Origin of the sequence: Methanofastidiosum sp. (assembly GCA_020854815.1) — an archaeon.
GTDB lineage: Archaea > Methanobacteriota_B > Thermococci > Methanofastidiosales > Methanofastidiosaceae > Methanofastidiosum.
The window spans coordinates 19,689-32,022 of sequence record JAHKLW010000004.1 but is presented as its reverse complement, the minus strand read 5'-3'; the positions used below and the strand labels follow the sequence as shown (position 1 = coordinate 32,022).

Below are 12,334 nucleotides of genomic sequence, written 5' to 3'. Positions count from 1 at the left end.
TAAAATGAAATTTTTTTTGGATACTGCAAATATCGAACAGATTAGAGATGCAGCAAGTCTTGGATTGATTGAAGGAGTTACAACAAACCCATCCCTAATCTCTAAAGAAAAAAAACCTTTCAAAGATATAATCCTTGAAATTTGCAAGATTGTTGATGGGCCAATATCGGCTGAAGTTACATGTTCTGACCATAAGGGAATGATCGAAGAAGCGCTGAAATTATCGGACATCCATAAGAATATTGTAATAAAGGTTCCAATTACAAAGGACGGACTCAAGGCAGTGAAGTCATTATCCGAGCAAGGTGTAAAAACCAATGTTACCCTTATCTTCTCTGCAACTCAAGCACTTCTAGCTGCAAAAGCTGGTGCATCATATGTTTCTCCATTTGTTGGAAGATTAGACGATATTTCAACTGATGGCATGAATCTTATTGCAGAGATTCAACAGATATATAGAAACTACTCATTTGAAACTGAGGTCATAATTGCAAGTATCAGACACCCAATCCATGTGTTGCAGGCTGCAATGATGGGCGCAGACATCGCAACAGTACCTCATGATGTTTTGATGAAACTTATCAATCACCCTCTGACTGATATTGGTATTGAGAAGTTCATGTGTGACTGGAAAAAGGTAGCGCACAAGGAGATTTAATCTTATGGCGAAACTTGCGCCTTCAATTCTTTCTGCTGATTTCTCTAGACTCGGAGACGACATACTAGAGGCAGAAAACGCCGGTGCAGATTTAATACATATCGACGTGATGGATGGGCACTTTGTTCCAAATATTACAATTGGGCCACTGGTCGTTGATGCAGTATCTAGAGTTACTGAACTTCCGATTGATGTCCATTTAATGATTGAAAATCCTTCTGATTATGTTGAACTATTTTCTAAATCCCTAGACAAAAAAGACAGAGACATCTCTCTTGACTATATCTCTTTTCACATTGAAGCGTCATATCACCCACACAGACTTTTGAACAGAATAAGAGAGCTAAAAGTGAAATCGGGAATAGCTTTGAATCCATCAACTCCAGTCAATACAATATCACACCTTTTAGACTCAATGGATTTACTTATTTTAATGACTGTAAATCCTGGATTTGGGGGGCAGAGTTTCATTGAAACAATGCTCCCAAAGATCAAAGAGGCCAAGAAACTAGTTAAGGGCAATGATATAGAGATTTTAGTAGACGGTGGAGTCACTGAAAAAAACATAAAGAAGATACAAGATGCGGGTGCAGATATCCTTGTAGCAGGCTCAGCGGTCTTCAATAAAAAAGACAGCATAAAAAATAATATTATTCGATTAAAGGCTCTGGTCTAGAAAGCTCATAGTCTAGAAGCTCTTTTACTTTTTCTTTGTTTCTAGACTTTTTTAGTATTTCAACACAGAGCTTTCTCTTCAATGCAAAATATTTCTCATAAGCCTCTTCATCTTTGTATTTTGTTGTTAAGGCTATGTCTCTTCCACCCATACACCCGCTTCTTCTCATGCAACAGTAAGAAAGAGATTTGAAGCAGACAAGTTCACTATCCCAGTCATGATCTTTTGAGAATTTGTCTTTCATTTCAATGTACTCTTCTTTAGTTATTCCAAGCTCTTCTAAAGCTTTAGGAAGGCCACACTTAAAAGAAAATGTCAATGGATATCCGGGGTGGCAACAGAATGAAATTGCCCTTAGATCTCCTCCGTAACATATCGGAACAGGTGCGAACTTCCATCCTGGAACCATCCTAGTGTTATTTGGATTAATCATTAAAAGAAGGGTTGATAAGAAGTTTATAAGTTTTTGTTCTTTAAAAAAAGAAAAATAAAATTAATTTTTTGCTGTTATTACATTCCAGTTGTTTTTAACTGCGTAATAGATTGCCCCAAATCCAAGACTTACTACTACTAGACTAACAAAGAATCCAAGGAAAGGTATCAGCTTTAGAACTGCCAGTATTACGAAACCGATTACGAATATACCTATCTCGCTGGTATTAATGTTTAGTCTCTTGGTAACAAAGTTCCCTGTGCAGTAAGAAACGAATAGTCCTGAAGTCATAAGGGCTATTACGAAGAACATTCCAAGTATGGCCGCAATAGGCAGACCAATTACTGTAACTGCGAGTATTACCCCGACAATTACTGTAGCAATAATCAACAGGAACCCAATTATAGTTCTCACTATGGAGTCCTTTTCCACTTCTTTTTCGATTGTGAAGAATAGTTTTGGGAAGAGGTGTATTAATAATATTCCAAGAACTAGCATCCCGATGGCGCCAAGTATTGAAAGTATAGCACCTAAAGATCTCATACCTTTGGAAAAATCTTCTCCGACAGTGCTCTTCTGGTAGTTAAATGAACCAACATTACCCTTTTCGATTAACTGTTCTGCCGATAGATTTAGCTCTCCATTAATCGTACCTTGGTTTTCAAATCCGCCGGTACCGATATATGCATACCTCTCAACTACGGAAGTTGGGTATATCTTGACATTTCCGGCAGCAGCAATTATTTTGTCAGTGTTTCCTTTGATCGCTAAATCTCCACAACCCGCCAATATCTTTCCGGTGTTGCCTGAAATAGTTACTTGCCCTGCACCAACAATAAGTCCGCCAGTAATTTGACCGTTTATTGCAACGTTTCCTCCGGCAATGTAGGCATCGCCAGTTACATTACCGTTTACAACTACCCGCCCTCCTACAGCAAACAAGTCCCCATTAATGTTACCATTTATGGTAACTTGATCTCCCGAAATGAAAAGGTCGTCATTTACATCATTTTGGATGATAGTGACCTTTCCATTTTGATCGTTTACATTTTGCACTGCATAGACACTTGGTAACAACAATGCAAGTAATAATAGTATTACGATAATCTTTTTCATGTTTATCACCGCCTCACATTATGATAACTGGCTTATATAGTTTACTTAAATATTTTATATAGTAATATATTTTTACAATAGATTCTAGAATAAATAAAACAATCAAAACCTTTATAAATAAATGATAGAGTTTAATAGTAGCACGAATATTTTATTCGTAATACTTGGAGGCGATTATTATAAAGAAACTAATAGTATCGATTTTTATTTTAGCATTGATTTTATCTTCAATGCCTACTTTCTCTTCGGCAGAAAAAATTAAAGTTATTTGCACAACAACAACAATGAAATATTTTGTCCAAGAAGTAGGGGGCGACAGGATAGACGCTATAGCCTTAGTGCAACCAGGTATATGCCCAGACCATTTTGACGTAAGACCAAGCACAGTATCTGAGATAAATACAGCATCACTTGTAGTTTACCACGGCATTGAGCCTTGGCTGGATAATATGATAAATGCATCAGAAAATAAAAATATCAAAAAACTTATGCTTCAAGGTCCATGGGGGACACCACCTCTTGCCAAAGCGAAGATCAATTCAATAAAAGATTCATTGATTGAAATTGACCCATCGAATAAATCTTTTTATGAGAAAAATGCCGCAGAAATTTCCCTTGAATTAGACGAACTAAATGAGAACATATTGACCCAAGCAAAAGAACTTGGAACTTCAGATTACAAGGCAATAGCAATGGCATGGCAAAAACCATTCTCTGAGTGGATAGGCCTAGAAGTTGTTGAATCATATCAACCACCTGAAACTTTGTCTGTCCAGACTGTTCAAAACCTTGTGGTAAAGGGTAAGGATGAAGGCATCACATTTGTAATCGATAATCTTCAGAGCGGAACAACATTAGGTGCACAAATGGCCGATGAGATTGGCGGAAGGCACTTAGTTTTCTCTAATTATCCTGAAGCAATCCCCGGTACAGAAACAATTGCAGAAATGATCCAATACAACGCAGATCAGTTATTTGGCTCAATAAAACAGGCCCAAAACGAATCAAAAGAAATAACTCAGCTCAAATCACACATTTCTTCTATTTCAAATCAACTAGTCATATTCCAAGGGATCTCTATAATATTATTAATCATAACAATAGCTTTAGGAGCAATGCTCTACAAGAGGAAAAATTAATTTTTTTCTTTTTTATATATAACTTCAAGATATATCAAACCTTATCACAATATTTATATATTTTTTTAAACTTGTTTAATTAGAGGTGGTATATATGAAGAAGGTCTTAATTATAGTGCCTATAGCATTACTAATACTTTCTTTAGGATGCACAAGTAGTGCATTAACTACAATGAAATTTCAGCCAATGCAGTGTGAGGAAACTCCTTGGGAGAAGTGGTACGCTGAAGGTGGCATAAAGTTTATAAAAGAGCCAACAGACAGTGAGCTCATTATTGCATACTATGGCAATGTCTACCAAATAGAGCTTTCTGAAGTTAAGAAGGTAGAATCAGGGAATGCAGTTTGTGAGGCATGTAACGTTTGCCCTACAAGTTACTATTTCTCTGCAAAAGTGAAGAGTTCTGATGTAACAAAAATGACAGAACTCAAATGGACGAAAATTTAATTTACTTTATTTTTCTTTTTATACAAACTAGTAACTATTTATAAACAAGAAAATAAAGATGATTTTGTGGATATAACTGTTATTGGCGCAGGACCGGCGGGGCTACTTGTTTCTCAGTATCTCAATAAAGCCGGGTACAAGGTAAAAATAATTGAAGAGCACAAGACTATCGGGAAACCCATTTCCTGCTCTGGCCTCATAGGAAAAGACTTTTTTGATCACTTCAAGGAGTTTGACTTTAAGGATTCTATTAAAAACAGGATTGACGGAGCAAAAATATTTCTTGGCAATGAATCCTTTGAGCTTAAAAGAAAGGGCGTATCCTTTGTTGTTGACCGAGCTATTTTTGACCAGTCTCTTTCAAAAAGGCTTGAAGTTTCTTTGAACGAAAAATTTCAATCATTTAACAGAAATAACGGGACTATTACTATAAAGACAAACAAAAGTAAATTCAACACCGATTTGCTTATAGGTGCAGATGGGCCGTCCTCTAAAGTTAGATCACAAGAGTTTCAATTCAATATAAAACACTACAAAGGCTACCAGATTAGAACTAGAGCAGAACTTGATTTAGAGAATCTTGTCGAAGTCCACGTACAAAGACCGTTCTTTACATGGATCATCCCCGAAGGAGAAGGCATATTCAGAATAGGTACGGTATCAGATAATCCCAAAGAGTCACTTACTAGATTCTTAAAAGAAATAGGGATAAAGCAAGATCCGATTGAAGTTCAAGCCGGCGTTATACCTGTGGGAAAAGGAGATATCTACAAGGACAGAGTCTTTCTTTTAGGGGATGCAGCATGCCAGGTAAAACCATTATCTGGTGGAGGTGTTTATTACGGCGCGTTGGCTGCAGAGGCCCTTGCCAATTCAATAATCTCAGATAGATATTTTGACTACCCATTGCAGTGTAAGAACTTACTTGGGAAGGAGATTTCTAGAGGATTACTTTTGAGAAAAATGTATGAAAGTCTAAATGACAAAGAACTAAACAGCATATTTGATTTTCTTAAATCAAAAAAACAGATTCTTAATGAAACTGGGAGCTTTGATGAGCATTCTAAGACTATTCTCTCATTGATAAAAGATCCAAAAGCATTAACTTTTCTACCTATTTTTTTAAAAACTTATCTTAGAACTCTCTAAAACCTTTTAAACAATCTATATTCATTTGAAACATGAAATATATAGTGGTATGCGGAGACGGAATGGCCGATTATCCTCTCGAAGATAAGGGGAACAAAACTGTACTTGAACTTTCTGATATCCCAAATATCAACATGATTGCAAAGGAAGGTGCAATGGGGGAATTAAAAACAGTACCTAATGGATTTGAAGCTGGCTCAGACGTTGCAAATCTTTCAATTTTAGGTTACGATCCTAAACAGTACTATACCGGCAGAGGACCTCTTGAGGCGTATAGCATTGGCGTTGAACTTGAAGAAGGCGATATAGCATTTAGATGCAATATTATAACAGAAGAAAACGGAATTATAAAGGACTATTCCTCAGGCCACATCACAACACTCGAATCAACAGACCTACTAAAAAAAGTTTCTAAATCATTTGATGTAGGGAAATTTTATCCTGGAGTAAGTTACAGGCATCTATTTGTCTATAAAGGAGATAATAGCTTTGTCTGCACACCTCCGCACGATGTAGTTGGGCAAAAAGTATCTGATAATTTAATTAAAGGTAGAAATGCAGATGTACTGAACAAGATGATGCTTGACTCCAAAAAAATACTAATGGAGCACCCAGTCAATAAAAAAAGAATTTCCGAGGGTAAGAATCCAGGTAACATGTTATGGCTTTGGGGGCAGGGCAAGAAAATACCAATGGAGCCATTTTCCCAGAAATTTGGGATGAATGGTGGCGTAATATCTGCTGTTGACTTGATAAAAGGGATAGGCTATGGCGCAAAAATGAAAGTCATCGATGTTCCTGGTGCAACAGGATTCATTGATACAAACTATGAAGGGAAAGCAGATTACGCTCTAAAAGCCTTAGAAGATATTGACTTCATCTATATACATGTTGAAGCGCCAGACGAAGCAGGGCACTCCGGAGACCTTGAAATGAAGATCAAAGCAATTGAAGATCTGGACAAAATGGTTGTCGGAAGAATCCTAAATAAACTTGATGGAAAAGGCTTTGACTATAACATCAGTATAGTAGCGGATCATCCAACACCTATTAAGCTGAAGACACATGTATCAGACCCAGTACCATTTGCAGTTTACTCGGAAAAAATTCAGAAAGACAAGACTTCTCATTACAATGAAAAAGAAGCAAAAAATGGTAGATTCGGCTTAATCAATGGAAGTGAATTTATAGAACTTTTAAAGAAACAATAATTACCTTTTTGTCTCTTTTTTACCTTCTTTAGGTTTGTCACTTTCTTTTCTAATTGCGGCCCTAACCATCTGGATAACAGAATTATTTATTCGGTATTTTCCTTTTTCGCTGGTCAGAATACCCATTGCAACTAACTCTTCCAGTTTAGTATACTGTTTTGTTACTGATTCTTGAGTGTCCTTTGCAAGTTGGATGTATGTTACTGGTCCTCCGCCATACTTTTCAATTATTATTCTGACATCTTCTCTCAAATCTGAAGGAACTCTCCTGATGTATTCATCAATTGACGATGGTCCAGTCAAAACTTTCGCAAGGTATCTGTCATCTATAAACTCCACAAAGTTATCTCTCGTAGATGTAAACAAAACGGTGTGAAGCAACTTTAGTAGATCTCTTGGATTTCCTTTTGCCATACTGTTTGCAAGAACTATGGCACTTTCTTCAAAGGGGTAAAGTGGATTTATTATTGATTTTTTTCTGTTGTATTCAAGTCTCTTCTGGACAAGTTTTATTGCACGCTCATCAGAGAGAGGTTCAGAGAACAATTCATTGTGGAGTCTTGCTACAAAGGCTGGATTTATTTCTCTTATTCTTTCATAAGCATTGTTGGTGCATGCCATGATAAATACACTTGATTCTGGCATGTTACTAATGAATTCTCTTAAAAATTCAAAGAAAAGAATAAGGTCAGTATTAGAGGCCGTCAAAATGTTTTCCATTTCATCAATAATGAGGGCGGACCTCTTATATTCACCAAGATAGTCTATTAGCTGATTTCCAATGTCCTGAGAGTCATAATTCGCTCTTGTAAGTTCAGAATCTTCGTATTCCTCCACACTTGATCCAGCTTTACGCCCTCCAGAAAAAAATCTCTTTATTTTCTGGAAAAACGAAAGTTTTTCTTCTTGATAATCCTGTTCGTATCCTTCTTCTTCGAATGCAGTTTCTTCAGGCACAACAATTTCTTCATGGATTTGTTGTACCTCTTCTTCATCCTCGTATTCAGAAAAATATGAAAAAATATCAAGAGTTACTTTGATTATATCATTTGAGTCAATCTTCTGATAGATTGACATTCCTCCTGATTCCTGTATGAGTTTATGAACTCCTTTCAATCTCTGAGTTTTACCTGAACCTAAGGGCCCAACGAGTGAAAGCGCTATACCTGAACTTTCTCCGATAACATCAGAAAGAATATCGGCAATACGAGAGTCTACCTCTTGAGAAACATGAATCTTTTCGATATCTCTTATAGCCTCAGATGAGAGATCCGTAAAAGGATTTTTGTCTAGACCAAATCTTTCATATGAGGAAGAAATATCTATTTTAAACATAAGTATCCCATTATTACAGTTATTTATTAAAGATTATCATCTTTATACATAAGTTTGATTTATATTAAAAAATAATAATGTAAAAAACTATTTAAAGATTTCGGTAATCGTCTTTTTCCTGTGCAATCTGACAAATATTTCATTTTATAGAAAAAGTTATAAGTAATTTTATATTCCTTTTATTAATGGCTTCTATAGAAACACTCCTATCTCAGTATTGGATGATAATATTTTCAGCCTTAATTGTTTTATTAATATTACTAATTTTCCTTGTTAGATTTGTTTCCACAAAGAAGAAAGGTAAATATGGTCCCCCTGAAATTAAGACCCAAGAAGAACCTTCTTTTTTCTCTAAACAAAAGACTCCTGAACCTGAAATTAAAAAAGAGGATACCACAATCCAAATTAATGACATATCTCCAAAACCTGTACCCGAGAGTGTAGTTGAAACACCAAAAATTCCAGAGCGAAAAAAAATCAATAATTGGGCAGACTTTATTATAGAAATCGACAATTTGACAAACAGTCTGGTAGATGCCAAAGCTCACGAATACTTCAAGATGAGTCAGATGTATAGAGATTTAACAAGATTTTATTTTGATAATATCCAAAATCCTAATATCGGAAAAACTGACATGGACAATGCTTGGAAAAAACTTGAAGCTTGTTATAGTAAAATCCAAAAACTTTTAGAAAATATTTAGGTGTTTCAATGAATAAAAAAATATTGGCAATTTTATTGCTAAGTATGCTATTTACTGGTTTTTTGCCAGTTTTATTATCTCAAGAAGAAAATGGGAAATCTATCACAATTAAAGTACCTGCAGTCAAAAGAACTGACTCCGGTCTAGAAGGTGCTGTTTTCGATGCTACCGTTTTAGTAAAACCCGGTACTGGGAGGGTCTTTGTTGATACTTGGCCCCTATCTGAACTTGATACTCAAGCTTCATGCAGATTTGCATCTGTAGTTGCTTCAGATATATTAAAGGAGCCCCATTCAAAATATGATTATTTTTATACAATTAGAGCAGATTCCCCCATAATTGGAGGTCCTTCAGCTGGGGCAGCACTTACTATAGCTACAATAGCCTCAATTAAAGGACTTGAAATTGAGCCAAGCGTCATGATGACAGGGATGATTAATCCCGATGGGACCGTGGGCCCAGTAGGCGGGATATTGGAGAAAGTAATGGGTGCAAATGCAAAGGATATAAAGATATTTTTAATCCCAAGCGGTCAATCAGTTATCCAAATAATTGAAGAGGGTAAAATTGACACTGTAAATGTCATTGAACATGCAAAGAGTCGTTGGGGAATAACTGTAATCGAAGTTGACGATGCAATAGATGCCCTTTGGTACTTCACAGGATATAGGATACAGGAGGTTAGACCCCCCGCGAAAGTTATTGTTAATACTGATTTTGTCAAAGATAGAGCACTTTCTGAATTCGTAGTAGTTGAAAAACTATCGAATGCAACAACCCAGAAACTAAATTCTGAATCTATTGGATATAGGGAATATCAAACTATGAACGATTTTCTTACTAGGGCAAATTTAAACATTGATAACGCCAAAAAGAATCTTGCTGAAAAAAGATACTACAGCGCTATGAGCAATATCTTCAATGCTAAAATTCAGTTAAACTATATCAGCGATTCGATAGATGTCATTGTAAATAAGGACGCAGATATAGTCAAAGCAAAGATAGAGGCAGCTCAAAAAGAGCTAGACGAAGCAAATCTACTAATAGCAAATGAATCGGCAAATGTTAGAGGTATAACTTCATTTGAATGCCTTGCGGCTTCAGAAAAAAGAGCAATTGAGGCAGAAGGTCTAATCGCCGACGCATGGAAAAATTTCTATAATCAGAGGTATTATGATGCTATTTACTATGCAAATTTTGCTCAAGAAAGGGCAAAAACAGCAAAGCTGTGGATGGATGTAAGTAAAGAAAATTCCAAAGGTGAAAGTATAATTGAAGAATCGCAGATTAAATACAATGCAAGTCAGAGAATTGAAGATGCAAGACTTAGCCTTGTTTATGCCCAAACATTAGTTGGCCAGAATTCTTTGCTCACACAAAGTGCTGAATTACTAAAAGCAGCTGAAAACGAATATGCCAAAGGTAAATACGCAGCGGCTATTTTTGATGCTATTGACAGTAAGGTCAGATCCAGCGTTTCAATTGAGTTATGGTCTTCAGGAGAAGATGTGATAAAACAAAGACTTGAAAGGGCAAAGGAACAAGCTAGAGGTGCAATTTACCTTGCAAGAAAAGACGGTGGAGAACCTTTGATGGCTGAAAGTTACTTTGAATACGCATCTACATTTGAAGAATCTGATAAGATAGGTTCAATAATTTTGTATAAATATTCCAAAGGCGTTGCCTTTGCACTAAGGTATCTAGAGCCACTGGATGAAGCTTCTACACCTCAAGAAGTGCAAATTGATAAATCTCCAACTTTGATAACGCCCAAATATTATAATTTTGTTGGGTACTTTATTGGAGGATTATTGGTAGGATTAATAATTGGCGGTATAGCCGTACTTTATACAAAAAGAGAAATTTATAGATAAAAAAAATTTTTAAATTTCCCCTCTATCTTTTGTTCTTATAGTTCCTTCCAGAGTTACGCCACCGCCAATTTTTATTGAACCTCTATATTCTATGCCTTCGCTGATATGTGTTCCATCCATCAAAGTAACTGAGCCGTCTGAAAGAACCTTGCTAACATTACAATTATGGCCTATTGTGACATTTCCTTTTGCTTTAATGGTCTTTGCATCACTGTTTGCACCCACTATGACGTCTCCATCTGAAATAAGGTCTTTCATTATTTTGCTGTTCTCACCAATTGAAATATTTCCATTTGCTTCAAGTTTTGTTTTAATAACTGCTTCAGAACCTAGAAATACGTCGCCACCCGCTACAAATTCGCCGCCAATTTTTATTCTTTCTCCACCTTTAATGTCCCCAGTAGTTTTAATTGAAACTGGTATTACACTACCGTTTGAAATAAATGCGTTACCTGCAAAGATCTCTTCTCTAATCTCGGCTTCTTCTCCCATTATGAGGGATCCATCACATTTTACAGCTCCTTGTACAGTGGTCCTGTCACCAAGAGTAACGTTCTTTCCTGCTATAATATCTCCTTTAACAAGGGCATCATTTTCTATTTTTACATTCTCTTTAGTTTTTAATCCACCTTTTACAATAACACCTTCACTTATCTCAATGTCTTTGTCAAAGGCGTCCAAAACTATAACTTTGCCTCTCTCGGTCTCTTCCATCTGCCTATTGAGCTCTTCGTTAATTGCCTTTACTCTTTCAAGCTCTCTCTCAACATCTTCAATTAATTCCTCTTTCTGTCTTATTTCAATGATTTCCTTTGATCTTTCATTGTTAAGTTCAGATTTGTATTTGTCCCTTTCTTCACTTATTTCTGATATAACGTCGTGAGTTCTTTCTTCAACTTCTCTGTACTTATCTTCAGCTTCTTTTAGTTTACACATGAAGTCCTGATTTTCTCTAGTTATCTTTTCGAATTTTTCTTTGATAATCTCTATGTTTTCGTACTCTTCTTCATAAACTTTAAGTTGCATCTTCAGAGCCCTGTTTTCCTTTTCAATTTCCTCTATATTCTGCGTGAGTACATCTATTTTTTCATCTTTTTCACTACTACCACCAAAAAGGCCCATTTAAACTCCTCCTAATATATAATAAAATGCCGATATGCAGTATATATGTCTTTTTATTTAAATCTATTTCTCATATAATTCTAATAATATCCCATGTGTACTTTTAGGATGTACAAAGGCCATCTTAGATCCGCCAGCACCTTTTTTTGGGATTTCATCAATAAGTTTCACGTCTTTATTTTTCATTATCTCTATGCTCTTTTCTATGTTGTCAACTAAAATTGCAATGTGATGTATACCTTCTCCCCTTTTTTCTATAAACTTTGCAACAGGGCCGTCAGTCTCTGTTGATTCTAAAAGCTCTAGATGTACCCCTCCAATGTCAAGAAATCCAACTTTCACTTTCTGCTCGGGAACTTCTTCAATACCCTCTACTTTTAATCCAAGAACATCTTCATAAAAACTCAAAGATTCTGCTAAATTATTCACAGCTATACCAATATGGTCTATTTTTTTTATCATAATGCAC

13 protein-coding genes are annotated in these 12,334 nt (G+C 35.9%); 8 read left to right on the top strand and 5 right to left on the bottom strand.

The genetic code is table 11. The features are described 5' to 3' along the window. The first annotated feature begins 4 nt into the window (after nt 1-4). Together fsa and KO464_00435 are read left to right on the top strand one after the other, a co-directional pair. Nucleotides 5-658 (top strand): fructose-6-phosphate aldolase, encoded by a 654-nt coding sequence (gene fsa / locus KO464_00440; protein ID MCC7571842.1) that lies wholly within the window; start codon nt 5-7, stop codon nt 656-658. Nucleotides 659-662: 4 nt separating this feature from the next. Next, a complete protein-coding gene (locus KO464_00435; GenBank protein MCC7571841.1) occupies nt 663-1,334 on the top strand; it encodes a ribulose-phosphate 3-epimerase in 672 nt (223 codons plus the stop codon). Here KO464_00435 and KO464_00430 read toward each other — a convergent pair. Together KO464_00430 and KO464_00425 are read right to left on the bottom strand one after the other, a co-directional pair. Continuing rightward, nucleotides 1,309-1,767, bottom strand: a complete 459-nt coding sequence (locus tag KO464_00430) for a hypothetical protein (GenBank protein ID MCC7571840.1) — start codon at nt 1,765-1,767, stop codon at nt 1,309-1,311. The two genes, KO464_00435 and KO464_00430, sit on opposite strands and share 26 nt — an antisense overlap. A gap of 60 nt (nt 1,768-1,827) precedes the next feature. Next, a complete protein-coding gene (locus KO464_00425) occupies nt 1,828-2,883 on the bottom strand; it encodes a hypothetical protein (protein MCC7571839.1) in 1,056 nt (351 codons plus the stop codon). Nucleotides 2,884-3,113: 230 nt separating this feature from the next. Here KO464_00425 and KO464_00420 point away from each other — a divergent pair, with 230 nt between their 5' ends. The 4 genes from KO464_00420 to KO464_00405 all read left to right on the top strand — a co-directional run bounded on the left by KO464_00420 (nt 3,114) and on the right by KO464_00405 (nt 6,830). Next, the gene (locus KO464_00420) at nt 3,114-4,022 is read left to right on the top strand and encodes a metal ABC transporter substrate-binding protein (protein ID MCC7571838.1); all 909 of its coding nucleotides are present in this window, start codon (nt 3,114-3,116) and stop codon (nt 4,020-4,022) included. A gap of 94 nt (nt 4,023-4,116) precedes the next feature. Further along, nucleotides 4,117-4,470 carry a hypothetical protein gene (locus KO464_00415; GenBank protein ID MCC7571837.1) on the top strand — a complete coding sequence of 118 codons (354 nt, stop codon included), beginning with the start codon at nt 4,117-4,119 and terminating at the stop codon, nt 4,468-4,470. 66 nt (nt 4,471-4,536) lie between these two features. After that, a complete protein-coding gene (locus KO464_00410) occupies nt 4,537-5,619 on the top strand; it encodes an NAD(P)/FAD-dependent oxidoreductase (protein MCC7571836.1) in 1,083 nt (360 codons plus the stop codon). A 32-nt stretch (nt 5,620-5,651) separates the two neighbouring features. Further along, nucleotides 5,652-6,830, top strand: a complete 1,179-nt coding sequence (locus tag KO464_00405) for a cofactor-independent phosphoglycerate mutase (protein ID MCC7571835.1) — start codon at nt 5,652-5,654, stop codon at nt 6,828-6,830. Here the strand turns inward: KO464_00405 and KO464_00400 are convergent, their stop codons facing one another. Next, complete coding sequence (locus KO464_00400; protein MCC7571834.1) at nt 6,831-8,165, bottom strand: ATPase; 1,335 nt, start codon at nt 8,163-8,165, stop codon at nt 6,831-6,833. It lies immediately after the preceding gene. Between the two features lie 185 nt (nt 8,166-8,350). Here KO464_00400 and KO464_00395 point away from each other — a divergent pair, with 185 nt between their 5' ends. Beyond that, entirely contained in the window at nt 8,351-8,869 is a 519-nt protein-coding gene (locus tag KO464_00395) for a hypothetical protein (GenBank protein MCC7571833.1), read from the top strand. Nucleotides 8,870-8,877: 8 nt separating this feature from the next. After that, nucleotides 8,878-10,743, top strand: coding sequence for a hypothetical protein (locus KO464_00390; GenBank protein ID MCC7571832.1), 1,866 nt, complete (start codon nt 8,878-8,880; stop codon nt 10,741-10,743). A 9-nt stretch (nt 10,744-10,752) separates the two neighbouring features. On the opposite strand, the gene KO464_00385 is transcribed toward KO464_00390, so the two are convergent. Together KO464_00385 and mce are read right to left on the bottom strand one after the other, a co-directional pair. Beyond that, nucleotides 10,753-11,865, bottom strand: a complete 1,113-nt coding sequence (locus tag KO464_00385; GenBank protein ID MCC7571831.1) for a hypothetical protein — start codon at nt 11,863-11,865, stop codon at nt 10,753-10,755. A gap of 63 nt (nt 11,866-11,928) precedes the next feature. After that, the gene (gene mce / locus KO464_00380; GenBank protein MCC7571830.1) at nt 11,929-12,327 is read right to left on the bottom strand and encodes a methylmalonyl-CoA epimerase; all 399 of its coding nucleotides are present in this window, start codon (nt 12,325-12,327) and stop codon (nt 11,929-11,931) included. Between the last annotated feature and the right edge of the window lie 7 nt (nt 12,328-12,334).